Origin of the sequence: Escherichia whittamii (assembly GCF_014836715.1) — a bacterium.
Classification (GTDB): domain Bacteria; phylum Pseudomonadota; class Gammaproteobacteria; order Enterobacterales; family Enterobacteriaceae; genus Escherichia; species Escherichia whittamii.
On the sequence record NZ_JACSQI010000003.1, the window covers coordinates 162,430 to 188,710 of the forward strand.

The 26,281-nt window shown below is 46.4% G+C and carries 20 protein-coding genes, 1 tRNA gene and 1 pseudogene; 13 read left to right on the top strand and 9 right to left on the bottom strand.

Annotated features, from left to right (window positions below):
• Positions 1-3 precede the first annotated feature (3 nt).
• The 5 genes and pseudogenes from ygeA to H9644_RS06525 all read right to left on the bottom strand — a co-directional run bounded on the left by ygeA (position 4) and on the right by H9644_RS06525 (position 4,573).
• Complete coding sequence (ygeA, locus tag H9644_RS06505) at positions 4-696, bottom strand: amino acid racemase (RefSeq protein WP_064529826.1); 693 nt, start codon at positions 694-696, stop codon at positions 4-6.
• 118 nt (positions 697-814) lie between these two features.
• Positions 815-991 (bottom strand): annotated as a pseudogene (locus H9644_RS06510) (MFS transporter); the annotation flags it as partial.
• A gap of 489 nt (positions 992-1,480) precedes the next feature.
• On the bottom strand, positions 1,481-2,242 hold the full coding sequence (gene kduD / locus H9644_RS06515) for a 2-dehydro-3-deoxy-D-gluconate 5-dehydrogenase KduD (RefSeq protein ID WP_064529824.1): 762 nt from the start codon (positions 2,240-2,242) through the stop codon (positions 1,481-1,483).
• Between the two features lie 28 nt (positions 2,243-2,270).
• On the bottom strand, positions 2,271-3,107 hold the full coding sequence (gene kduI / locus H9644_RS06520) for a 5-dehydro-4-deoxy-D-glucuronate isomerase (protein WP_064529823.1): 837 nt from the start codon (positions 3,105-3,107) through the stop codon (positions 2,271-2,273).
• A gap of 278 nt (positions 3,108-3,385) precedes the next feature.
• Positions 3,386-4,573: an acetyl-CoA C-acetyltransferase gene (locus tag H9644_RS06525; RefSeq protein ID WP_064529822.1), complete on the bottom strand. Its 1,188-nt coding sequence runs from the start codon at positions 4,571-4,573 to the stop codon at positions 3,386-3,388.
• A 254-nt stretch (positions 4,574-4,827) separates the two neighbouring features.
• Between H9644_RS06525 and H9644_RS06530 the strand changes: the two genes are divergently transcribed.
• From H9644_RS06530 to H9644_RS06550, 5 genes are all read left to right on the top strand, one after another.
• Positions 4,828-6,057, top strand: coding sequence for an amino acid permease (locus tag H9644_RS06530; RefSeq protein WP_064529821.1), 1,230 nt, complete (start codon positions 4,828-4,830; stop codon positions 6,055-6,057).
• A 460-nt stretch (positions 6,058-6,517) separates the two neighbouring features.
• Entirely contained in the window at positions 6,518-7,150 is a 633-nt protein-coding gene (locus H9644_RS06535; RefSeq protein ID WP_191774059.1) for a helix-turn-helix transcriptional regulator, read from the top strand.
• 335 nt (positions 7,151-7,485) lie between these two features.
• Positions 7,486-8,301: a winged helix-turn-helix domain-containing protein gene (locus tag H9644_RS06540; protein WP_191773814.1), complete on the top strand. Its 816-nt coding sequence runs from the start codon at positions 7,486-7,488 to the stop codon at positions 8,299-8,301.
• The gene (locus tag H9644_RS06545) at positions 8,288-8,770 is read left to right on the top strand and encodes a hypothetical protein (protein WP_191773816.1); all 483 of its coding nucleotides are present in this window, start codon (positions 8,288-8,290) and stop codon (positions 8,768-8,770) included. Before H9644_RS06540 ends, H9644_RS06545 begins: the two co-directional genes overlap by 14 nt.
• 601 nt (positions 8,771-9,371) lie before the next feature.
• Entirely contained in the window at positions 9,372-10,778 is a 1,407-nt protein-coding gene (locus H9644_RS06550) for a winged helix-turn-helix domain-containing protein (RefSeq protein ID WP_191773818.1), read from the top strand.
• A 164-nt stretch (positions 10,779-10,942) separates the two neighbouring features.
• Here the strand turns inward: H9644_RS06550 and H9644_RS06555 are convergent.
• Positions 10,943-11,016: transfer RNA gene (locus H9644_RS06555), tRNA-Gly, on the bottom strand.
• Between the two features lie 78 nt (positions 11,017-11,094).
• Positions 11,095-11,853, bottom strand: coding sequence for an amidase activator ActS (actS, locus tag H9644_RS06560; protein WP_191773820.1), 759 nt, complete (start codon positions 11,851-11,853; stop codon positions 11,095-11,097).
• A 376-nt stretch (positions 11,854-12,229) separates the two neighbouring features.
• Here actS and xdhA point away from each other — a divergent pair, with 376 nt between their 5' ends.
• Genes xdhA through xdhC form a run of 3 tightly spaced genes read left to right on the top strand, consistent with a single transcriptional unit; the run spans position 12,230 to position 15,892 of the window.
• Positions 12,230-14,527, top strand: coding sequence for a xanthine dehydrogenase molybdenum-binding subunit XdhA (gene xdhA / locus H9644_RS06565; RefSeq protein WP_191773823.1), 2,298 nt, complete (start codon positions 12,230-12,232; stop codon positions 14,525-14,527).
• Positions 14,528-14,537: 10 nt separating this feature from the next.
• Positions 14,538-15,416: a xanthine dehydrogenase FAD-binding subunit XdhB gene (gene xdhB / locus H9644_RS06570; RefSeq protein ID WP_191773825.1), complete on the top strand. Its 879-nt coding sequence runs from the start codon at positions 14,538-14,540 to the stop codon at positions 15,414-15,416.
• Complete coding sequence (xdhC, locus tag H9644_RS06575; protein ID WP_191773827.1) at positions 15,413-15,892, top strand: xanthine dehydrogenase iron sulfur-binding subunit XdhC; 480 nt, start codon at positions 15,413-15,415, stop codon at positions 15,890-15,892. Before xdhB ends, xdhC begins: the two co-directional genes overlap by 4 nt.
• A gap of 40 nt (positions 15,893-15,932) precedes the next feature.
• Here xdhC and H9644_RS06580 read toward each other — a convergent pair whose 3' ends face one another.
• Positions 15,933-17,711, bottom strand: coding sequence for a sigma-54 interaction domain-containing protein (locus H9644_RS06580; protein ID WP_064529814.1), 1,779 nt, complete (start codon positions 17,709-17,711; stop codon positions 15,933-15,935).
• A 478-nt stretch (positions 17,712-18,189) separates the two neighbouring features.
• Between H9644_RS06580 and ygeW the strand changes: the two genes are divergently transcribed.
• From ygeW to arcC, 5 genes are all read left to right on the top strand, one after another.
• The gene (ygeW, locus tag H9644_RS06585) at positions 18,190-19,377 is read left to right on the top strand and encodes a knotted carbamoyltransferase YgeW (protein ID WP_001360948.1); all 1,188 of its coding nucleotides are present in this window, start codon (positions 18,190-18,192) and stop codon (positions 19,375-19,377) included.
• 57 nt (positions 19,378-19,434) lie between these two features.
• Positions 19,435-20,631, top strand: coding sequence for a diaminopropionate ammonia-lyase (gene dpaL, locus H9644_RS06590; RefSeq protein WP_105289272.1), 1,197 nt, complete (start codon positions 19,435-19,437; stop codon positions 20,629-20,631).
• A gap of 57 nt (positions 20,632-20,688) precedes the next feature.
• A complete protein-coding gene (locus H9644_RS06595) occupies positions 20,689-21,900 on the top strand; it encodes a YgeY family selenium metabolism-linked hydrolase (RefSeq protein ID WP_064529812.1) in 1,212 nt (403 codons plus the stop codon).
• A 215-nt stretch (positions 21,901-22,115) separates the two neighbouring features.
• Entirely contained in the window at positions 22,116-23,501 is a 1,386-nt protein-coding gene (hyuA, locus tag H9644_RS06600) for a D-phenylhydantoinase (protein WP_064529811.1), read from the top strand.
• A gap of 47 nt (positions 23,502-23,548) precedes the next feature.
• Entirely contained in the window at positions 23,549-24,481 is a 933-nt protein-coding gene (arcC, locus tag H9644_RS06605; RefSeq protein WP_064529810.1) for a carbamate kinase, read from the top strand.
• Between the two features lie 157 nt (positions 24,482-24,638).
• Here the strand turns inward: arcC and yqeB are convergent, their stop codons facing one another.
• On the bottom strand, positions 24,639-26,264 hold the full coding sequence (yqeB, locus tag H9644_RS06610; protein ID WP_191773829.1) for a selenium-dependent molybdenum cofactor biosynthesis protein YqeB: 1,626 nt from the start codon (positions 26,262-26,264) through the stop codon (positions 24,639-24,641).
• Positions 26,265-26,281: the final 17 nt, after the last annotated feature.

Consider the following 26,281-nt stretch of genomic DNA (forward strand, 5'->3'; position numbering starts at 1 on the left):
GAATTACGACAGCATAAAGGCAACTGCATCCTCGGCATGAATAGCCGTAGTATCAAACACAGGCAGAACACTGCGCTCTTCTGGCACCAGTAAACCAATTTCCGTACAGCCAAAAACGACGCCCTGCGCGCCCTGTTCTGCGAGGCGAGCAATCACCTGCGCATAATAAGCGCGTGATGTTTCGCTAAATTGCCCCAGACACAGTTCTTCAAAAATAATCTGGTTAATTTTCGCCCGCTCATCCGCTTCAGGGATCAGACAGTCGATGGAAAATTGCTCCGCCAGTCGCCCACGATAAAAATCCTGTTCCATGGTGTAGCGCGTACCCAGCAGCGCCACGCGAGTCATTCCGGCACGGGTAATTGCTCGTCCGGTGGCATCCGCAATATGTAAGAAAGGCAGTGAACAACGGGATTCGATAGCATCCGCCACTTTGTGCATCGTATTAGTACATAACACAATGCCTTCAGCCCCCGCCCGCTGTAAACCCAGCGCCGCTTCAGCCAGAATTTCTCCTGCTTTGTCCCACTCCCCGCGACGTTGACACTCTTCTATTTCATGAAAATCAACGCTATGTAACAGCACTTGCGCAGAGTGAAGCCCACCAAGTCGTTGTTTAATGCCTTCATTTATCAGACGATAGTAAGGAATAGTAGATTCCCAGCTCATACCACCCAGCAGACCAATTGTTTTCATTCCTTTCTCCTGACTTGTGAGTTAATGCAGCAAGGCTGAATAAGGAACTCAACGGCCTGGCGCCCGATCTCTATTAGCGAAAAAAAGGCCGGATGTACAGCACATCCGGCCTGTGACATCAGATGCCGATATTTCTCAATTTTTCGCCGGCCATCAGTTTGCGTTCGATATGCTCCAGCGTGACATTCTTGGTTTCCGGAATGAGCCAGAAGGTAATGCCCACAAACGCAATATTCAGCGCGGTGTAGAGCCAGAACGTACCGGCAGCACCAATGCTATTGAGCAGTGTCAGGAAGACTGGTTAGCACAAAGTGATCGGTAATGAACGGCAAGGCTCCGGCGATGACCCCGATATCAAGACCGAATAACAATCCTGCAACCGCAGCAGCTACCGAAACAAACATATTCATACGACGCGTATCTCGTAGAGGACGCGGCGTTAAAGCAGATTCCGTATTGATAGTAACCATTTTTTCCTGCCAGCAGAGAATAAGACATAGTGAAAAAATACGTGAACAACTCATACAGGTGTCAGGTCGGAATTAGCATAAATATGGATTAAATTGCTACGACATGCGGTTATGTGATGGACATTCCAATTTTCAAATTAAGTAAAATTATTGACGTTATTATTAACTACATAATTTTAAAGTAGATAAAACTCATAAAATTTATTAATTGATAATTTATATGGATTATTTCATAACCGAGATATGGATTATGATGATCTGCTGGTATAAAAAACCCTGCCATATGGCAGGGTCATAAAAATGAATTGAATAACTTAACGCGCCAGCCAGCCGCCATCTACGGCGATGGTATAACCATTCACATAGTCTGAAGCACTGGAGGCAAGGAACACCACTGGCCCCATTAGATCGCTCGGCAATCCCCAACGCCCTGCCGGGATGCGGTCAAGAATTTCCGCACTACGCTTTTCATCAGCCCGCAGTTGTTGGGTATTGTTGGTCGCCATGTAGCCCGGAGCAATCGCATTAACGTTGATGTTATGTTTTGCCCATTCGTTCGCCATCAGGCGGGTCACGCCCATCACGCCGCTTTTTGATGCGGTATACGAAGGTACGCGGATCCCGCCCTGAAATGAGAGCATCGAAGCGATATTGATAATCTTGCCGCCGTTGCCCTGTGCAATGAAGTGTTTCGCCGCTGCCTGGGACATGAAGAATACACTTTTGATGTTCAGGTTCATCACATCGTCCCAGTCTTTTTCACTGAAATCGAGAGCATCTTCACGGCGAATCAATCCGGCATTATTCACCAGGATATCAATATGGCCGAACTCTGCTACCGCACGATCCAGAAGTGCAGGAATGCCATCAATCTGACGTAGATCGGCGGTCAGGCTTAAAAAACGACGACCCAGCGCCGTGACCTGTTCAATGGTTTCTGTCGGTTCAACGATATTAATACCGACGATATCACAGCCCGCTTGCGCTAGTCCCAGCGCCATCCCCTGCCCCAGTCCAGTGTCACAACCAGTGACTACCGCAACTTTACCATCAAGAGAAAATTCTTTTAAAATCATAATAATACCTTATTCATTTTGCCCGCAATTAGCGCAGGTCTTTAACGGCAACGTGGTCCATATCATCAAAGACCTGGTTTTCACCTACCATGCCCCAGATAAAGGTATAAGCTTTGGTCCCTACGCCGGAGTGGATAGACCAACTCGGGGAAATTACTGCCTGCTCGTTATGCATCACAATGTGACGCGTTTCTTGCGGTTGCCCCATCATGTGGAAAACACAGGCGTCATCATCCATGTTGAAATAGAAGTAAACTTCCATCCGACGCTCGTGGGTGTGGCACGGCATGGTATTCCACAGGTTTCCCGGAGCCAGCTCCGTCAGCCCCATGCTCAACTGGCAGGTTTCCAGCACATCTGGCACAAAATATTTGTTAATTGTGCGACGATTACTGGTGATGTTATCGCCCAGCGTAACCGGAGCGACTTCAGCCGGGGTCACTTTTTTAGTGGGATAGGTAGTATGGGCAGGTGCGCAGTTGTAATAAAACTTCGCCGGAGTGGCACTATCAATGCTGGCAAAAACCACTTCTTTTGCACCTTTACCAATATAGAGAGCGTCGCGGTGACCGATTTCGTAGCATTGACCATCGACGGTAATCGTACCAGCGCCGCCAATATTAATAACGCCCAGCTCGCGACGTTCCAGGAAGTAGCTCACGCCCAGTTGTTTTCCAACTTCCCCACCAACGGAAACCGTTTTTGCTACCGGCATAATGCCGCCAACAATAATGCGGTCAATGTGGCTGTAAACCATCGTGTACTCATCCGCAACGAATACCTTTTCAACCAAAAATTCATTACGCAGCCCCTGGGTATCCAGCGTTTTTGCATGCGCACTGTGGATGCTCTGTCTTACGTCCACATCAACCTCCGATAATCATTGAACTGTAAAATCACAACGATTGTGAAACATCGTTTCGTTTTATTCTTTAAAGGATGATATGCCTGCACAGTGTGCTTTTCAATCAAAAATAAAACATTGTTTCATTTTTTGATAAGGGATTGAGAAAAGTGTCGCGTCGATCACGAATAGGTCAGGTGAAGGAAAAATTCAGAGTCTATAGGGTATGTGCGCAGACGTGCCAACCATCATCATGAAATTGCTTGATGGCGGCAGATGTTTAACGAATAGAAAGGAATTTAGATCTGGTCGTCACGTTCAATAGTTAACGCCACGCCCTGACCGCCACCAATACAAAGTGTAGCCAGTCCTTTACGCGCATTGCGTTTTACCATTTCATGGACCAAAGAAACCAGAATGCGGCAACCGGATGCGCCAATCGGGTGACCCAACGCAATTGCGCCACCGTTAACATTGACCCGACGTTCATCCCATTCGAGCATTTTGCCAACGGAAAGCGCCTGTGCGGCAAACGCTTCATTAGCCTCAATAAGATCGACATCAGAAAGCTGCCAGCCCACACGCTCAAGGCAACGGCGAGTCGCATATACCGGCGCAATCCCCATCAGTGCAGGATCGACACCAACACTGGCAAAGGCGCGAATACGTGCCAGCACGGGTAAATTCAATGCTCGCGCTTTGGCTTCGCTCATCATCATTACCGCAGCAGCACCATCATTAATCGATGAAGCATTACCCGCAGTAACCGAACCGTGGCTATCAAATGACGGATTTAAGCTAGCCAGCCCTTCTGCGCTGGCATCCGTACGCGGCTGCTCATCGGTATCAACAATCAGTAGCTGCCCATTGTTTTGCGTTCTTACCGGGACAATCTCATCTTTGAATCGTCCAGCGTCAATGGCCGCCCGCGCTTTTTGTTGTGAACTAAGTGCATAGGCATCTTGTAATTGACGACTGATACCATATTCACGCGCCAGATTTTCGGCAGTGACACCAATATGGTAATCATTGAACGCATCCCATAAGCCATCATGCACCAGACTATCAACCAGTTGGCTATCGCCAAGCTGTGCTCCGGTACGGCTATCAGTCAATACATGCGGTGCGCGACTCATGTTTTCCTGACCACCGGCGATAACAATATCAGCCTCGCCACATTGGATCGCTTGTGTGGCAAGATGCAGTGCTTTTAGCCCGGAACCACAAACATCATTAATTGTAATTGCCGAAACGCTGTTGGGTAGACCACCTTTAATGGCCGATTGCCGTGCTGGATTCTGCCCTGCCCCTGCGGTCAGAACCTGCCCCAGAATCACTTCATCTACCGCTGGTGCAGCAACGCCAGTGCGTTCTAATAACGCTTTCACGACCAGGCTACCAAGTTCCACGGCAGAATGGCCAGCCAACGCTCCACGAAAGCAGCCGATAGGTGTTCGTAACGCACCGACAATCACTACGTCTTTCATCACAACCTCGCACAGATTAACAGCGCAATAGTAAATGATTGTTAATGAAAATTATTTTAAATGTTTAAAAATAGTGATTTTTATCACAAAGGAAATTCACCGGAATGAGGGATGGATACCCAGCTGGCACGCAAGGTTTGCATCGACTAACACATGAATCCATGGGGAGATATGGCGTTAATCTCCCATATCTGACCTGGTTTATGGTAAATTGCCCTCCATTTTTCTTAATTTGTAGATGATACGTTCAAATAATGTCTAAAATTTGGTCAAAAGAAGAAACTCTCTGGAGCTTCGCACTTTACGGCACAGCCGTTGGCGCAGGCACGCTCTTTCTCCCTATTCAGCTAGGTTCAGCGGGAGCGGTAGTCCTGTTTATTACAGCACTGGTCGCATGGCCTTTAACATATTGGCCACATAAGGCCCTGTGCCAGTTCATCCTTTCGTCAAAAACATCCGCAGGTGAAGGGATTACTGGCGCAGTAACTCATTACTATGGCAAAAAGATCGGCAATCTGATTACCACTCTTTACTTCATTGCTTTTTTTGTCGTCGTGTTGATATATGCAGTGGCAATCACCAATTCGCTGACAGAACAGCTGGCAAAGCATATGGTCATCGACCTGCGCATTCGTATGCTGGTGAGTCTGGGGGTTGTGTTAATTCTGAATCTCATTTTTCTGATGGGGCGCCATGCCACAATTCGGGTAATGGGATTTTTGGTGTTTCCACTGATTGCCTATTTCTTATTTCTTTCTTTCTACCTCGTTGGTAGTTGGCAACCAGCTCTATTAACTACCCAGGTAGAGTTCAATCAGAATACCCTTCACCAGATATGGATATCGATTCCCGTGATGGTTTTCGCCTTTAGCCATACGCCCATTATTTCTACGTTTGCTATTGATAGACGTGAAAAATATGGCGAACACGCTATGGATAAATGCAAAAAAATTATGAAAGTCGCTTATCTCATCATCTGCGTGAGCGTACTGTTCTTCGTCTTTAGCTGCCTGTTATCAATACCACCGTCTTATATTGAAACAGCTAAAGAAGAGGGAGTTACTATTTTATCGGCACTTTCTATGCTGCCAAATGCCCCTGCATGGCTGTCGATTTCTGGAATTATTGTCGCGGTTGTAGCAATGTCTAAATCGTTTTTAGGTACCTACTTTGGTGTTATTGAAGGTGCAACAGAATTAGTCAAAACAACGCTACAGCAGGCAGGGGTTAAAAAAAGCCGTGCATTTAACCGCGCGCTGTCAATTATGTTAGTATCACTGATTACTTTCATCGTTTGCTGCATCAACCCTAATGCAATTTCGATGATTTACGCGATCAGTGGTCCACTTATTGCCATGATTCTTTTTATCATGCCAACGTTGTCAACATATCTCATCCCGGCACTTAAGCCCTGGCGTTCCATCGGAAATCTAATTACGTTGATCGTCGGTATCCTGTGCGTATCGGTAATGTTCTTTAGCTAATCACAGATGTGAATGGTTCAAAATAACCACTATTTTGAACCATTCCAATTCTTACCATGCATATCTTGCATTGTTCTCCCTCCCCAAGCGGCCCATAACTTAAACTAGCATTATCAAGCTGTTATCCTAAATAAAAATCTGAACATCTTAATTAAGACTATTTAAGATGCATCACTTAGATTTACAAGATATCTTCTGGTCATTCGAAAACAATTTGCAGTATAGATATTCTTAATACATTAGGCACTTGTCTGATTTGCAATAAGGTCGACATGATTAACTGAGTGAAATCCAATCATATTTAAAGCTTAATGATACACACTTAAATATGCCATTAAGAATAATATCAAATACGGATTAAACACAATTCCTCATAAAAATCTTACTAAATCAGAGTGTATTGACATCATCAATAACCAATGAAATTATGCAATTATCTATGAATAGGGAGGTTATTAACATGAGGCTTTGTAGTCGCTATAAAAGTCTTACATGCAATAGTTGCTCAATGCATTGCCAAATAATGCCAGAAAAATCACCACGTTTGCAGTATTGTGCAAATGCATGTTTTTGCATGTGGCCTGAAGATAGTTCTTACTTTAATCGTGGCGTGGTTGAAGATATATTAAGTAAAAACCACAATGCTCGATTAAGCGGATATATTTTTGTAGATTTTTCAGTAAGCTTTTTACGTCTTTTTTTAGAGCATGACTGGATCGACTATCTCACGAGTACTGAGATGGGAATTGTGTTAGTAAGCGATCGAAATATGCAATCTCTTGCTAATTACTGGAGAAAACACAACTCCTCGATATCAGCCATTATATATAATGACGATGGACTGGATGTTGCCAACGAAAAGATCAGGCAACTATTCATTGGCCGTTATTTGTCATTTACCAGAGGCAATACGTTAACTCAAATGGAATTCACCATAATGGGACATATGGTTTCTGGTTATAATCCATATCAGATTGCAGAGGTTCTTGATATGGATATCCGTAGCATCTACGCCTACAAGCAAAGAATTGAAAAAAGGATGGGTGGTAAAATAAACGAATTATTTATCCGTTCACACTCCGTTCAGCACTGAAACGTTACTATCGATAATAATAAGCATTGTATATACGGGCACTCCCGTATTTTATCACATGAACTTTTAATTCAGTTTATTAGAGCGCTTATTTAATTATGTAACCCTAGCGTACTACCGCAAAAATGAAGAGATATTGCGATAGAAAAATGCATCAAGACAACTGCCAGGAGTGTTAAATTTGTTAATCTGCATGGAATTTTAAGTTGCATTGACATGTTATAATTATAATTTGCATGATAAATATAAAATTAATATATATTTATTTCATGAATACTAATATACTTATCAAACTATATAATTTCAATTTACTTAATTTTGTGTTTTATTGACGTATGTACTGGATTATTAACAATAATATTGAGTTCTGGCCAGAGCACAAAAAACTAATTTCGGTACATGACGCCGAGCTTAACGCCATTCTGACAACGCCAGCAAGCAGGTGCTTATCGCTGCTACTCGAAGCCTTTCCGGATGTGGTTGCACAACAAGATTTTTTCTCCAGAGTCTGGGAAGAAGAAGGCATGCGAGTACCGGTCAACACGTTATATCAAAATATATCGATTATCAGACGCGGGTTTCGAACGGTTGGTGAAACCAATCATTCGCTTATTGCAACCGTGCCGAGAAAAGGGTTTAAGATCAGTAATGATATAAACATAGAAAACCATGTAATAATCCCTTCTGCAGATGCTCAAAAGACCATATCTCCCCAATGCTTGAACGTTAAAGATGAGTTTAAAGAGACAAGTGCTCAACCAAATAATCATCTCAGAAATATAGTCAGGCTATCTAAAAATTATTTACCCATGCTAAGTGCATTTAGTGTAGGTTTGCTTACCGCATTTTTTCTCTGGCACAATAGTCAACCCAAATCATTCTTTAAAGATTACAAAACTGTTGCACAAATAAATGGTTGCCATTTCAATGTTACAGAAGATAGCATTGATGGGTTGAAAGATCTCGATAAATATAAGAACCGTATATTAGGATCTGGAATTGATTGTAAAAAGTATCCCTGGCTATATTTACCTCTCGATAAGTCGTCTCCTGGATTGATTGTTATGGCATGCAAGAAAAACCACAGTAATAACACAGTTGCAGACTGTTTAACTCTATCGTATCGTGGAGTTAAACATGATTCGTTATAAAAAAATGCTGTTTATTATTATATGCTTTTTCAGTGGTTTCATTTTATTCATTGCCTATCATTATTCCAAAGAGCAAATAGTATACAATGAGAAATGCACGGCCAATTGGGTTATATTTAATGACCAGGGAAGGGCTAATCTCACGATTGACTTTATGTATAATAAAAATAAAAAGACAGGAACGGTTGCACTTAGCGGCACCTGGAAACAAAACACAAACACATATAAATCATTTCGCCGAGATATTGAATATACATGGATTGAAAATTATGACACTTTGCATCTTACCTCTACCAAAATAAATAAATTTGATATCATTGATCAAATTTCAGATGATAACCTGGCACAACTCTTGCCTGATTTTTATATATTTCCAGGAAAAATGATAAGCTATAACATACAAAAACAGAACAACCATGATTTTCTTTTTAGCATTGGCAATAGAGCAATTATGTATTGTGCAAGGTAATAAAACAACCTGATGCTATATCTGTAATTGAAAACCAAAATAACAAATGTAATATTTCTGTCGCCAGAATATAATCTTTATGTATTTTGATATCCATCATCATATCTGACATATCATACGGCAATCCTCTCTCCCATTCAAATTACATCCTTCATTAAAAAATCCTTCCGCACTCCACTATGACGATAATGGTATAAAAATAACGTCTGGTTCGCACAGGAATATTTAAGAGAGCAAATGAATACAATAGCTGTTAATAAATAAAATCACTATTGCAATAATTCTTGCAAATCAAATTGTCATTCGACGCATAACTATTCCTCACGGCATGTCATTTTATCTTAAATGTACAATCACATTAAGTTAAGAAATGTGATAATAATAATTTTATCAATACGTTCCAATGAGTTATATACTCACATGATTAACCAGCATTAATTAAGAATATTTCAGATTACAATCACATCAAGCTAATATAAATTAACTTAAACAATCATAATTAATTTCGTAAATATAAATATCAAATGAAATATATGAATATCAGTTATATCTGTTACTCATGCAGGATGCAAAAAACCACAAACTTAATAGAGGTGAGCTAATGGATTTAGAAAATAAGTTCTCATATCATTTCCCTGATGGAATCATACTTACAGAAGATGGCATTCTTACAAAAGGGAATGAGGAATTTTACATCCCGCCGAAAGAACTCGGTGTATTATTTGTATTGCTTGAATCTGCGGGAAACGTTGTATCCAAAGATACGATCATCGAATCAGTATGGAAAAATGTGATTGTAAGTGATGAGTCACTTACACGATGCATCTATTCATTAAGATGTATTTTTGAAAGAATTGGCTACAACCGTTGCATTGAAACCATATATAGAAAAGGTTATCGATTTAGTGGACAAGTATTCAAGATAAAAGAAAATCAAGATAATGATCCAGGCAGCACTATTGCCTTATTTCCATTTACAATATCTCACTGCAATCAGGATCCATTAGCACTTAATCAGGAACTTGTACAACTAATCTCAAATAAAAAAACAGATGATCTATATATATATCCAATGGCTGCAACCCAGTATTGCATAGATAATAAATCTCAGACAGCCTTTCTGGCCAGATTCAAACCAGATTATTTTGTAACGGGAAGAATCAGCCAATATGATGCTTCAAACAGTTTATATATTGAAGTAATCGATGCAAAAAGTTTTTATCTTATTGCCAGCACACATATTCAAGCAGATGACATACAAAAAATCTCACACTTTATAATTAGTAACTTATATCTGGCAATGAAGAAACCTAAAGCAGAACCAGAATTTATGACCCGATATATACCTTCTGATGAAAATATTTTATCAGCGGAAATGTCTGCCGGAAAAAGTGAACTGAATGAATTCACACCGGAAAACATTGCCAATGCAATAACTATATTTGAAAGTGTTAAAAATAAGTCTAATGCTCAGTCAATAACCAATGAATGCTATTGTCTGTTGGCTGAATGCCATATGTCTATGGCACTTCATGGTCTATACGAACTTAAACATGCAACACAAAAAGCATTGGCCTTTATAGATAAGGTTTCTGACAAAAATATTTTCGATGGAAATATTTTAGGAATTATGGGACTGATAACCGGCCTTTCCGGACAAACGACTGCATCACGCATTTTTTTTGACCATGCACAGACGCAAGTATTAGATGTAGCCTCCTTGTATTACTATAAGACACTGGTAAATATATATAACGAAAGAATTGAAGATGCCATCGCTTGTATAGACCAGTCACTGCGACTTGAACCCAAAAGACATAAATCCGCTGTAATAAAAAAATGCATTGATGTATATGTTTCTACAATACAAAATGAAAGAAACACATTCTCTTATCACGGAACTGAGAAAGAATATCATTTAGTTATTATCAATAACATCCAAAAATTGAAGCAATTGACAAAAATTAACAGCATTATTGATTTTAATGCTCAATTTGAGGTTGCCTGAACTGCAATAAATATCATAAGAAGAATAGCGCTCTATATTTTGAGCTATACACTCTATTTTTGTTGGGGATGTTGGATTTATCTACATCTGACGTGAATGTATCAACAATAACGGAAGAATTTGATGACTACAGAAAAAACAGAGAAAGAGAAAAATTAAGAAACTGGAGCGGGCGAAGGGAATCGAACCCTCGTATAGAGCTTGGGAAGCTCTCGTTCTACCATTGAACTACGCCCGCTTCGAGATGCGTAAGGCATTATAAACCTTACGCTCTCCTAAGCAAGTGCCTTGCTACTGACTGCTGATTAATTCGCCATCAGCACTTTGGCTTGCTGCCCTGTGGCGGCAAGTAGCGCAAAGGATCTATTGCCGTAGCACGGTAGCGAATCTGGAAATGTAGCCGCACGGATTCCGCATCAGTACTCCCCATAGTCGCTATCTTTTGCCCAGCTTTAACACTTTGCCCATTGTTCACCAGCATCGTGTCGTTATGGGCATAAGCAGTAATGTAATCTTCACTGTGTTTAATCATGATGAGATTACCGTAGCCACGTAGCTGATTACCCACGTATACCACTTTACCAGCACCTGCGGCGTATATTGGCGTTCCGCGCGCCGCCGCAATATCAATCCCTTTATTGCCGCCATCTGCCATTGAGTAAGGCATAATAACCTTTCCGCTCGTTGGCCATAACCAGCAACGTTGCCCAACCGGCGGCCATGAAGATTTCGAAACGGCCGAAGACGGTGTCACTGACGCTGTTTTTGTCGTCGATTTTCCGGTGGATTTACGCGTGCTGTTACTACTTTTTTTCGCCCCACCAAGTTTCAATTTTTGGCCGATTTCTATGGTATAGGGGGGTGAAATGTCATTGAGTCGGGCTAGCTCTTTTACGCTGGTCCCCGTGGTGCGTGAAATACGATAAAGCGTATCCCCCCGTTTCACGGTGTAAACGGAGCCGGAATACGTTCCTGTATCTGATGATTTGTTACCCGAACAGCCAGCCAGAAGCAGCCCTACTGATAACAGCATCACGATACCCAGAGTTTTTTTATTCAGGCGTCCTGCGCTCAAAATCTTTCCTCGCTAAAAAACAAGACGCTATATCATAGCAGCCCCCCGTCAGATCCCCAATCCATTGCGTGGGAACAGGCATGTACGAATCAATAACTGTTCAAGAATCTATTAGCACCGTTGGCAAACTATGACGAAATCGGAACCGTCCTGATTGACCTCTAACACTCATTTATCACAATGATTTTTATCACACTCATATTGATAAACTGCACTCACTTTCTTTGCTGATAAAAATGCATCATCCGTAGTATTTTTTTAACGACGTCACACTTCCCCCCTCCCCTCGTGCTTATAGTCGTTTCTGGCGTAATTCTTGCCTGCAAAGACTTAATCATTGCCATAAGAACCAAATGTTCAAATCAAGGGGATTTCTATGGAAGCGCGGGAAGCAACCGCTACAGGTGAATCATGCATGCGCGTCGATGCCATTGCGAAGGTCACCGGGCGGGCACGATATACTGACGATTATGTTATGGCGGGCATGTGTTACGCGAAATATGTTCGTAGCCCAATTGCACATGGTTATGCGGTAAGCATTAACGATGAACAAGCCAGAAGTTTACCAGGCGTACTGGCTGTATTTACCTGGGAGGATGTCCCTGATATTTCCTTTGCCACGGCGGGCCATGCCTGGACTCTGGATGAGAATAAACGCGATACCGCCGATCGCGCCCTGTTAACACGCCACGTCCGCCATCATGGAGATGCGGTTGCTATTGTCGTTGCCCGTGATGAGCTCACAGCGGAAAAAGCGGCGCAACTTGTCCATATCGAATGGCAGGAATTGCCCGTCATTACCACGCCAGAAGCGGCACTGGCAGAAGACGCTGCGCCAATCCATAGCGGTGGCAATTTACTGAAACAAAGCACAATGTCGACAGGTAATGTCCAGCAAGCAATCGACGCCGCCGATTACCAGGTGCAGGGGCATTATCAGACGCCGGTCATTCAACATTGCCATATGGAAAGCGTGACCTCATTGGCGTGGATGGAAGACGATTCACGAATTACCATCGTTTCCAGCACCCAAATCCCGCACATTGTCCGCCGCGTTGTCGGTCAGGCGCTGGATATTCCCTGGTCGTGCGTGCGAGTCATCAAGCCCTTTGTTGGCGGTGGTTTTGGTAATAAACAAGATGTACTGGAAGAACCGATGGCGGCATTCCTGACCAGTAAACTCGGCGGCATTCCGGTGAAAGTTTCCCTAAGCCGCGAAGAATGTTTTCTGGCGACCCGCACTCGCCACGCTTTTACCATTGACGGACAAATGGGCGTAAACCGCGATGGTACGCTGAAAGGCTATAGCCTGGATGTTCTGTCTAACACCGGTGCTTACGCTTCACACGGTCATTCCATCGCTTCTGCAGGCGGCAATAAAGTTGCTTATCTCTACCCGCGCTGTGCCTATTCTTATAGCTCAAAGACTTGCTATACCAACCTGCCCTCAGCGGGTGCGATGCGTGGTTATGGCGCGCCGCAGGTGGTTTTTGCTGTTGAATCCATGCTGGATGACGCTGCTGAAGCGCTGGGTATCGACCCTATCGAAATTCGTTTACGCAACGCCGCTCGTGAAGGCGATGCAAATCCGCTCACAGGCAAACGTATTTACAGTGCCGGATTACCAGAGTGCCTGGAAAAAGGGCGGGAAATCTTTGAATGGGAAAAGCGCCGTGTGGAGTGCCAGAAGCAACAAGGTAATCTGCGCCGCGGCGTTGGTGTTGCCTGTTTTAGTTACACCTCCAACACCTGGCCTGTCGGTGTAGAAATCGCTGGCGCGCGCCTGTTGATGAATCAGGATGGAACCATCAACGTGCAGAGCGGCGCGACGGAAATCGGTCAGGGTGCCGATACCGTGTTCTCGCAAATGGTGGCTGAAACCGTAGGCGTTCCGGTCAGTGATGTCCGCGTAATTTCGACGCAAGATACCGATATTACGCCATTCGATCCAGGCGCGTTTGCTTCACGTCAGAGCTATGTCGCAGCCCCGGCACTACGCAGTGCAGCGCTTTTGCTAAGAGAGAAAATTCTCGCCCACGCCGCAGTAATACTGCATCAGTCGGCGATGAATCTAACCCTGATAAAAGGCCATATCGTACTGGTTGAAAGACCGGAAGAGGCGTTACTGTCGTTAAAAGATCTGGCAATGGATGCATTTTATCATCCCGAGCGTGGCGGGCAGCTTTCTGCAGAAAGCTCAATCAAAACTACCACAAACCCACCTGCATTTGGCTGTACCTTTGTTGATCTGACGGTCGATATCGCGCTGTGTAAGGTCACCATCAACCGCATCCTCAATGTTCATGATTCGGGCCATATTCTTAATCCGCTGCTGGCTGAAGGTCAGGTTCACGGCGGGATGGGGATGGGCATCGGCTGGGCGCTTTTTGAAGAGATGATTATCGACGCGAAAAGTGGCGTGGTACGTAACCCAAATTTACTGGATTACAAAATGCCGACCATGCCGGATCTGCCACAACTGGAAAGTGCGTTTGTCGAAATAAATGAACCACAATCCGCATACGGACATAAGTCACTGGGTGAGCCGCCAATTATTCCTGTTGCCGCTGCAATTCGTAATGCGGTGAAGATGGCTACCGGTGTCGCAATCAATACGCTGCCGCTAACGCCAAAACGGTTATATGAAGAGTTCCATCTGGCAGGATTGATTTGAGGATAACATCATGTTTGATTTTGCTTCTTACCATCGCGCAACGACCGTTGCCGATGCAACCAACCTGCTGGCTCAAAATCCGCAGGCCAAACTGCTCGCCGGTGGCACTGACGTACTAATTCAACTCCACCATCATAATGATCGCTATCGCCATATTGTTGATATCCACAATCTGGGGGAGCTTCGGGGAATTACGCTGGCGGAAGATGGTGCACTACGCATCGGCTCTGCGACGACCTTTACCCAGTTAATAGAAAATCAGTTAACGCAACATCATCTCCCGGCGTTATGCGCTGCGGCTTCGTCTATTGCCGGCCCGCAAATCCGTAACGTCGCTACCTACGGCGGAAATATTTGTAACGGTGCCACCAGCGCAGACTCAGCCACGCCAACGCTGATTTACGACGCGAGACTGGAAATCCATTCACCGCGTGGGATCCGTTTTGTCTCGATTAATGGTTTTCATACCGGACCGGGCAAGGTTTCCCTTGAGCATGATGAAATTCTGGTCGCGTTTCATTTTCCTCCGCAGCCAAAAGAACACGCAGGTAGCGCACATTATAAATATGCCATGCGCGACGCGATGGATATTTCAACAATCGGGTGTGCCGCTCACTGTCGATTGAACAACGGCTACTTCAGCGAGTTGCGTCTGGCATTTGGCGTTGCTGCGCCTACGCCGATCCGCTGCCAGCACGCCGAACAGGCTGCGCAAAATGAGCCATTAAACCTGCAAACGCTGGAGGCCATCTGCGAATCTGTCCTGCAGGATGTCGCACCGCGCTCTTCATGGCGAGCAAGTAAAGAGTTCCGTCTGCATCTCATCCAGACGATGACCAAAAAAGTGATTAGCGAAGCCGTCGCTGCGGCGGGGGGAAAATTGCAATGAATCACAGCGAAAGTATTACTATTGAATGCATCATTAACGGTATGCCTTTTCAGCTTCACGCCGCGCCAGGCATGCCGCTCTCGGAACTGCTCCGCGAACAAGGGCTGCTTAGTGTCAAACAAGGATGCTGCGTTGGTGAATGCGGTGCCTGTACGGTGCTGGTTGACGGAACCGCGATAGACAGCTGCTTATACCTGGCCGCATGGGCTGAAGGAAAACAGATCCGCACGCTGGAAGGCGAGGCAAAAAGCGGCAAACTGTCTCATGTACAACAGGCTTATGCGAAATCTGGCGCTGTACAGTGTGGTTTTTGTACGCCGGGGCTTATTATGGCCACTACGGCGATGCTGGCAAAACCTCGAGAAAAACCGTTAACCATTACGGAAATTCGCCGTGGTTTGGCTGGGAATCTGTGTCGCTGTACCGGATATCAAATGATTGTGAATACAGTCCTGGACTGCGAAGAAACGAAGTAAAACGCAATCCGGCCTGAATTCAGGCCGGATTTTTTGATGGCTATGCGCTTAACAATTCATATTTCTTAATTTTACGATAAAGCGTGGCGATGCCAATTCCCAACTCATCAGCGACTTGCTTCTTACTGTTATGCCGTGAGAGCGCTTCGCGAATCATCTGTTTTTCCATCTCCTCTAGCGCCGTGCCGCCAGCATCATCGAGAGCCAAATGTGCCTCGCTGGCTTCTGGCGTCTCACTTTGCTCCGTCGTACCGTTATTAACCAGATTTGGTGGTAGTAGCGTACTGTCGATGACTTCGCCCGAAGGAACGACGTTAACCAGATATTCCATCAAATTACTTAACTCTCGCAGGTTTCCAGGCCAACGATGCTTACGCAGTAACTCAACAACATCGGGAGCAATACCAGGGTAAACCGATCCCAAGCGACGGGTATGGAGATGTAAAAAGTAATGCACCAGCAGTTCAATATCTTCCTGACGCTCACGTAGCGGCGGCAGAGTGATAGGAATAACGTTAAGTCGGTAGAAAAGATCTTCGCGGAATTTACCTTCGGCTATGAACTGAGCCAGATTCTGGTTAGTTGCAGAAATGATGCGAATGTCGACCTGTATTGGACTACTGGCGCCAATAGGCAGGATCTCACGCGCTTCAATCGCCCGCAGCAGTTTTGCCTGAAGCATTAAAGGCATATCGCCAATTTCATCAAGAAACAGCGTTCCCGTGTTTGCTGCCTGAATCAGCCCTGTTTTACCGTTGGCAGAAGCGCCAGTAAATGCGCCTTTAACATAACCGAACAGCTCGCTCTCCAGAAGCTGCTCCGGAATCGCCGCGCAGTTGATAGCGATAAAGGGTTTGTTCCGTCGCCCACTCAACTTATGAATAGCACGGGCCACCACTTCTTTTCCGGTCCCACTTTCACCAACGACCATGACGCTGGAGGGGCTGGGCGCGATGCGGCTAATAAGCTGTTTTAATTGCCGCATAACACGGCACTCACCAACCAATTGTTCAATATGCGGTTCATCAGATGCATTTGCCACGGAAAAACTGGTATGGGATTGGTGAAACGCCATTAAAAATAGCTGTCGTCCCTGAATGTTATGCAACTGACCAATTATCAATTCACTTTTATCATCCCACGAGACAATATGTTGCATATGTCCATGAGTAAAATTACTCTCAAATGTTAATGGCCTGAAACGAATAAGTTTCCCAACCATATTATTTTGAACTACGCCAAGTGTTTTTAATGCAGTCTGGTTAACGAACTGAACACGATTGTCCTCATCAATAACTAATACACCTTGATCCATATTATCGATCATGGTAGCAAATATTTTACTGATGTTATCTCCCGGCCCCTGCTCTTCCAGGAGTTTAGAGACAAAAATAGTCGATATATGGCGAACGTAATCTGAAAATTCGCGTAAATTATCACTGATATGTTCTTGTTGCTCATGAGTAACAGCAATCAAACTTATCACTCCGATACAACGATCCTGCAGAATAACGGGCGTCCCCAGGAACGCCTTCTCACGACAACTCTCTTTATTGTCACAGCCTTCACAAAGGGGATCGAAGCGAGAATGTGTCACGACCTTTTCGGTTTTCGTTTCGAGGACATAGCGGAGCAAGCGTGAGTTGCCACTCAACTGGCGACCAAGAGATTTCCCATATGCGCCGGTTCCAGCGACGCGACACAAGTTTTCATCAACGATCTCAACTTCAAGCTGCAAAACGCTGGCTAGCATTCTGGCAAAACGCTGAATTGTTGGTTGAATTTGCATCAAAACTGACTGCGTATTAGCAAGCTCCATAGCTTTACCTTCCAGAATCACTTAAAAGTCGATCATTGAAGACGTTGATGGTTCACAGATCATAACGATATTAACTCAGGCAAAAATCGCTTTGCTAAAAACATAAGATTTTTATCACTTTCTAATGAAATTATGGAAGTGATATCACATTTCTATATCAATATGAGAATTACGGGTGTGAGTTTATCAAACTGACGAGGTTTCACCTGCCCCTTTATCTTATTTCTGATACTTAGCAGCAAATAAATAACAGCGTTAAAAAAGCCAAACGTTTTCGTATATTCTTAACTTCCGTAGTGTGGCGATAATTTGTGATCAATCCCACATATCCCCTGTCAGATTAGCGTTTCATGACCGCGTAGATAATTCTGGCATGTTTATTGTTAGTCCCTGGTATAGCTGTGAAAACACCAATCACTTTGGCAAGTCACAGTGAAATAAACCACTTTGCCTGTCATTCCACTACCGGGACTTTATGATGAAAACTGTTAATGAGCTGATTAAGGATATCAATTCGCTGACCTCTCACCTGCACGAGAAAGATTTTTTGTTAACGTGGGAACAGACGCCAGATGAACTGAAACAAGTACTGGACGTTGCCGCAGCGTTAAAAGCACTGCGTGCCGAAAACATCTCGACCAAAGTCTTTAATAGTGGATTAGGTATTTCCGTATTCCGCGATAACTCCACCCGTACCCGTTTCTCTTATGCTTCCGCGCTTAACCTGCTCGGCCTTGCACAGCAGGATCTCGATGAAGGTAAATCACAAATCGCGCACGGCGAAACCGTCCGTGAAACCGCTAATATGATTTCCTTCTGCGCTGACGCTATCGGTATTCGTGACGATATGTATCTGGGTGCGGGTAACGCCTATATGCGTGAAGTTGGCGCGGCGCTCGACGACGGCTACAAGCAAGGCGTACTGCCGCAGCGCCCGGCTTTAGTTAACCTGCAATGCGATATCGACCATCCGACTCAGTCAATGGCTGACCTGGCATGGTTGCGTGAACACTTTGGTTCACTGGAAAACCTGAAAGGTAAAAAAATCGCCATGACATGGGCATACTCCCCAAGCTATGGCAAACCGCTGTCTGTACCGCAAGGCATCATCGGTCTGATGACCCGCTTCGGTATGGATGTCACCCTTGCCCATCCAGAAGGTTACGACCTGATCCCGGATGTCGTTGAAGTCGCTAAAAACAATGCTAAAGCATCCGGCGGTAGCTTCCGTCAGGTAACAAGCATGGAAGAAGCATTCAAAGACGCAGACATCGTTTATCCGAAGTCCTGGGCGCCTTACAAAGTGATGGAAGAGCGTACTGAACTGCTGCGCGCTAACGATCACGAAGGACTGAAAGCACTGGAAAAACAGTGTCTGGCACAGAACGCACAGCACAAAGACTGGCATTGTACTGAAGAGATGATGGAGCTGACCCGTGATGGCGAAGCCCTGTATATGCACTGCCTGCCAGCCGATATCAGCGGCGTATCCTGCAAAGAAGGTGAAGTCACTGAAGGCGTATTCGAAAAATACCGTATCGCGACCTACAAAGAAGCCAGCTGGAAGCCATATATCATCGCAGCGATGATCCTTTCCCGTAAATATTCCAAACCGGGTGCTCTGCTCGAACAACTGCTTAAAGAAGCGCAAGAACGCGTGAAATAACCCCTCGGGCCGATCGACAGGTCGGCTCTCTATTTCCAGAGGCCAAAAGGATAGGATATGTCCGTTTTCTCATTGAAGATTGATATCGCCGATAACAAATTTTTCAACGGCGAAACATCACCGCTCTTTTCGCAAAGCCAGGCAAAACTGGCGCGCCAGTTCCACCAGAAAATTGCTGGCTATCGCCCAACACCGCTTTGTGCGCTGGACGATCTCGCAAACCTTTTTGGTGTGAAGAAAATTCTCGTTAAGGACGAGTCAAAACGATTCGGTCTGAACGCATTCAAAATGCTCGGCGGTGCATACGCCATCGCTCAGTTGTTGTGCGAAAAATATCATCTTGATATCGAAACACTGTCATTCGAGCATCTGAAAAATGCCATCGGCGAAAAAATGACCTTCGCGACAACGACCGACGGCAACCACGGGCGCGGTGTTGCCTGGGCTGCACAGCAACTCGGTCAGAACGCGGTAATTTACATGCCGAAAGGTTCAGCTCAGGAACGCGTTGACGCCATTCTGAACCTCGGAGCCGAGTGCATCGTCACTGATATGAACTATGACGATACCGTTCGCCTGACCATGCAACACGCGCAGCAACACGGCTGGGAAGTGGTGCAGGATACCGCTTGGGAAGGCTACACCAAAATCCCAACCTGGATCATGCAGGGCTACGCCACTCTGGCAGATGAAGCCGTCGAGCAAATGCGTGAAATGGGCGTAACCCCGACTCACGTTCTGCTGCAAGCCGGTGTCGGTGCTATGGCCGGTGGTGTGCTGGGTTATCTGGTCGACGTCTACAGCACACAAAATCTGCACAGCATTATTGTTGAACCTGACAAAGCTGACTGTATCTATCGCTCTGGCGTCAAAGGCGACATCGTCAACGTTGGCGGCGATATGGCCACTATCATGGCGGGCCTGGCCTGCGGCGAACCTAACCCTCTGGGCTGGGAAATCTTACGTAACTGTGCCACCCAATTTATCTCCTGTCAGGACAGCGTTGCCGCATTAGGTATGCGCGTACTGGGTAATCCGTACGGCAACGATCCACGCATCATTTCTGGTGAATCTGGCGCTGTCGGTTTGGGCGTTCTCGCGGCTGTTCATTATCACCCGCAACGTCAAAGCCTGATGGAAAAACTGGCGCTGAACAAAGATGCCATCGTCCTGGTTATCAGCACTGAAGGCGACACCGACGTGAAGCACTACCGCGAAGTTGTCTGGGAAGGCAAACACTCTGTAGCACCTTAATCACCCTATTGGAACAGCTCCCCGCCAAACGGGGAGTAAAAAATCTGGAGAAAAATAATGGCTAAGAATATTCCATTCAAACTGATTCTTGAAAAAGCAAAAGATTACCAGGCAGACATGACTCGCTTCCTGCGCGATATGGTTGCGATTCCCAGCGAAAGCTGCGACGAAAAACGCGTAGTGCATCGTATTAAAGAAGAGATGGAAAAAGTCGGCTTCGATAAAGTTGAAATTGACCCGATGGGTAACGTTCTCGGTTATATCGGTCACGGCCCGCGTCTGGTGGCGATGGACGCTCACATCGACACCGTAGGCATTGGTAACATCAAAAACTGGGAATTCGACCCGTACGAAGGCATGGAAACCGACGAACTGATCGGTGGCCGTGGTACTTCCGACCAGGAAGGCGGCATGGCATCAATGGTTTATGCCGGTAAGATCATTAAAGACCTCGGTCTGGAAGATGAATACACCCTGCTGGTTACCGGTACGGTGCAGGAAGAAGACTGCGACGGTCTGTGCTGGCAGTACATTATTGAGCAATCCGGCATTCGCCCGGAATTTGTGGTCAGTACCGAACCAACCGACTGCCAGGTATATCGTGGTCAGCGCGGTCGTATGGAAATTCGCATTGATGTTCAGGGTGTTAGCTGCCACGGTTCTGCGCCAGAACGCGGTGATAACGCCATTTTCAAAATGGGCCCGATTCTTGGCGAGTTACAAGAACTCTCCCAACGTCTGGGCTATGACGAATTCCTCGGCAAAGGTACTCTGACTGTTTCCGAAATTTTCTTCACATCACCAAGTCGTTGCGCGGTAGCAGACAGCTGTGCCGTTTCCATCGACCGTCGTCTGACCTGGGGCGAAACCTGGGAAGGCGCGCTGGACGAAATCCGTGCTCTGCCAGCCGTACAGAAAGCCAATGCTGTCGTTTCTATGTACAACTATGACCGTCCGTCCTGGACTGGCCTGGTTTACCCAACCGAATGCTACTTCCCGACCTGGAAAGTGGAAGAAGATCATTTCACCGTTAAAACGCTGGTGAATGCCTACGAAGGTCTGTTTGGCAAAGCTCCGGTCGTTGATAAATGGACCTTCTCAACTAACGGCGTATCCATCATGGGCCGTCACGGCATTCCGGTCATCGGCTTTGGACCGGGTAAAGAACCTGAAGCACACGCGCCAAACGAAAAAACCTGGAAATCTCACCTGGTGACCTGTGCCGCTATGTACGCTGCAATCCCGTTAAGCTGGCTGGCAACAGAGTAATAATTCTCAGACTGATGACAAAGTCACAAAAACGCTCGGACGGACCCTCTCCCCATTGGGGAGAGTTAGGGTGAGGGGGAACAGGCCATCATCTTCCCCCCTCCCAAGTCAGGGAATAGCCCTACCCGCGTTGAAAATTAAACCGATTTGTCAGCATTCTGTTCACTCTTCACCTATTTCCCTCCGGTTTACCGGAGGGTTTTTTGGAGTTTGCTATGCGCGTATTGATTAAAAACGGCACTATCGTTAACGCAGATGGACAAGCCAAACAGGATTTGCTGATTGAAAGCGGCATTGTTCGCCAGTTGGGCTGCGATATTTCGCCGCAGCTCCCTTATGAAGAAATTGATGCCACTGGCTGTTTTGTTTTCCCTGGCGGCGTAGATGTCCATACGCATTTCAATATTGATGTCGGCATCGCGCGCAGTTGTGATGATTTTTTTACCGGTACCCGCGCAGCCGCGTGTGGCGGTACAACAACCATTATTGACCATATGGGATTTGGCCCAAATGGCTGCCGGTTACGCCATCAACTGGAAGTTTATCGTGGCTATGCCGCCCATAAAGCGGTCATCGACTACAGCTTTCATGGTGTTATCCAGCATATTAATCACGCCATCCTCGACGAAATCCCGATGATGGTCGAGGAAGGACTGAGTAGTTTTAAACTCTATTTAACCTATCAATACAAACTCAACGATGATGAAGTATTGCAGGCATTACGCCGCCTGCATGAATCCGGCGCGCTGACCACTGTACACCCGGAAAATGACGCAGCAATTGCCAGCAAGCGAGCGGAATTTATCGCCGCAGGGTTAACCGCGCCGCGCTATCACGCCTTGAGTCGCCCTCTGGAATGCGAAGCGGAAGCCATCGCCCGCATGATTAACCTGGCACAAATTGCCGGTAACGCCCCGCTCTATATCGTCCACCTGTCTAACGGCTTAGGTCTGGATTACCTGCGCCTTGCCCGCGCGAATCACCAGCCAGTCTGGGTTGAAACCTGCCCGCAATATCTCCTGCTGGACGAACGTAGTTACGATACAGAAGACGGCATGAAATTCATTCTTAGCCCACCGCTGCGTAACGTACGCGAGCAGGACAAACTGTGGTGTGGCATCAGCGATGGTGCGATTGACGTGGTGGCGACCGACCACTGCACCTTCTCGATGGCCCAGCGCCAGCAGATTTCTAAAGGCGATTTCAGTCGCTGCCCAAATGGCTTACCCGGTGTGGAAAATCGCATGCAGTTGCTGTTCTCCAGCGGCGTGATGACGGGACGTATCACACCGGAGCGTTTTGTTGAATTAACCAGTGCTATGCCCGCCAGGCTGTTTGGCCTGTGGCCACAAAAAGGATTATTAGCCCCCGGCTCAGATGGTGATGTGGTAATTATCGACCCACGTCAGAGTCAACAAATTCAGCATCGCCATCTCCACGACAACGCCGACTACTCCCCCTGGGAGGGCTTTACCTGCCAGGGCGCAATTGTCAGAACCTTATCCCGTGGTGAAACGATTTTCTGCGACGGCACCTTTACAGGCAAAGCCGGGCGAGGACGCTTCCTGCGACGCAAACCGTTTGTCCCTCCCGTGATCTAACCACTGCCAGGGATCTATACACAATCAAGAATGATGAGTGAGGAAAAATGAGTAAGAAAATTGTTCTCGCCCTCGGCGGGAATGCGCTGGGCGACGATCTGGCCGGACAAATGAAAGCGGTAAAAATTACGTCTCAGGCAATTGTTGATTTAATTGCCCAGGGACATGAAGTTATCGTCACTCATGGTAATGGACCGCAGGTAGGCATGATTAACCAGGCATTCGAAGCCGCTGCAAAAACTGAAGCGCACTCGCCGATGCTGCCAATGTCTGTCTGTGTTGCGTTGAGTCAGGGATATATTGGTTACGATCTGCAAAACGCTTTAAGAGAAGAACTGCTTTCTCGTGGCATTAATAAACCCGTTGCAACGCTGGTTACTCAGGTCGAAGTCGACGCTAACGACCCGGCCTTCCTCAACCCAACCAAACCAATCGGTTCGTTCTTTACCGAGCAGGAAGCAGAACAACTGACAAAACAGGGCTATACCCTGAAAGAAGATGCAGGTCGCGGCTATCGTCGTGTCGTTGCTTCGCCTAAGCCGGTAGATATTGTTGAAAAAGAGACAGTTAAAGCGCTGGTAGATGCAGGCCAGGTTGTGATCACCGTTGGCGGTGGTGGTATTCCTGTGATTCGTGAAGGTAACCATCTGCGCGGCGCCAGTGCAGTTATCGATAAAGACTGGGCCAGCGCCCGTTTAGCAGAAATGATTGATGCCGATATGCTGATTATTCTTACTGCGGTAGAAAAAGTGGCGATTAACTTCGGTAAAGAGAATGAACAATGGCTTGACCGTCTGTCACTGGCCGATGCAGAACGCTTTATCGAAGAAGGGCATTTTGCGAAAGGTTCTATGCTACCGAAAGTTGAAGCCGCCGCCTCGTTTGCCCGCTCTCGCGCTGGTCGTGAAGCACTGATTACCGTACTGAGCAAAGCGAAAGAAGGGATTGAAGGCAAAACCGGAACGGTGATTTGCCAGTAATTTAAAGGCCGGATGTCGACACCATCCGGCCTACAAAATACCGAAAATTCAATAGATTGTAATGCACCTGTAGGCCTGATAAGCATAGCGCATCAGGCAATTTAGCGTTTGTCATCAGTCTCTGGCCGGATGGGTAATACCATCCGGCCGTTTTCATTTAAGCCACTTCCAGCACTTCTTCCGTCGCTTTAACGCCCTGATGCATCAACATCATTAACGCCTCAAGTACGCCACCACCTATCGCCCGGGCTTTATCAGAAACGCTGGTGAAATCAGCCGTTTCACCACGAGGATCGATATCACCGATTTTAAAACCACCGACCACCGCCAGCCCGTCGTTAAGTAAACCACGCACCATTCCCGTCAGCGGAGCTTTAATTTCATGCTCGCCAATCCAGGCAATCACATCGCCCTCTTTCACCAGAAAGCCTAATTTCACGTTGGAACGCATGATACCTGCCGCCGGAGCGCGAATAACTCGCCGGGTGGTATGCCCCATAATATTGCCAGGAATGCCAGTATTCTCCTGTGCACAACCGGAGTAAATAACCTGTCCCAACCAATGCCCACGATTTGTTTCAATCACCGCATGACAATCTTTACCTGCGGTAAAGCCCGGCCCAAGCGCGATCGTCACTGGAGCCATATCTGCACGCGTACCCAAATTCTGTTTCGCCAGAATCGCGTCCACCACGCAAAGTGGTTTCAGCTCATCAAGCAGTGAACAGTCGGGGTCCACCATCACGGGAATAAACCCGCGCTCAGTCAGTTTCATCGCCTCTACAGAGCTGGTTGCCAGTCGGGCTGTGACGCCCTCAACCGTCATTTCGCCGTCGAACACGGCCTGGGCAAACGCCACGGTACAGCGAATCACCGTCGGTTTTTCCACTTCCAGCATGATCACTTTGAACCCCGCATGATACAGACGCAGCGCCACACCACTGGCGATATCCCCCGCACCGCGAATCACCACCAGCTGGTGTCCGGAAGGATGAGAAGGTTTCATCATCAGCCCTCCCGGCGCGTTATTTTTCACCTGTAATATTTCTGCCAGCACGCTGATGGCGATTTCCTGCGGTGTTTCCGCACCAATGTTGTAGCCCACCGGCGCATGTAAACGGGCAATATGTTCTTCAGCCACGCCTTTCTCACGCAACTGACGCAGGAAAAGCTGAACTTTGCGGCGACTGGCCAGTAACCCCAGCCATGCAATGGGCTGTTCAATGAGTTTGTCGAGGGCTTCACGATCCTGATTATTCGTGGCGATCAGGACAAAATTATCAGGCCGAATATCCAGTGCTTCCACTGCCGCGCCAAACGAATCGGCATGAACAAGCGCAGTTGATGGTGGGAATAGTTCAGGATTGAGGCTTTCGCGATAAATATCGGCAACGGCGATATCAAATCCTAATAGCGCCGCACTCTGGGCTATCGCCCGGTTGACATGCCCCGCGCCAATCAACACCAGACGAGGACGCATACCATGGACGCTGATAAACACTGACATTGCGCCTCCGCAATCTGACCCGACAGCATCCGCGCCGTTACGAGCCATACGCCCATGGAATAAGCGCGGCTTACGTTCCTGCAATGCCTGAAGCGACTCTTCAATCACCTTCCGCTCAACCATTCCGCCACCAATTGTACCGACGATAGAACCATCGGCGCGCACTAACATTTGTGCAGAATGGCGGGGAGTTGAGCCTCTGCTATCAACAATTTGCGCCATTGCAAACGGACAATTTTGCTCTTCTAGTTTTGCAGCCTCTGTGAAAATATTCATACCAACCTCAATGGATA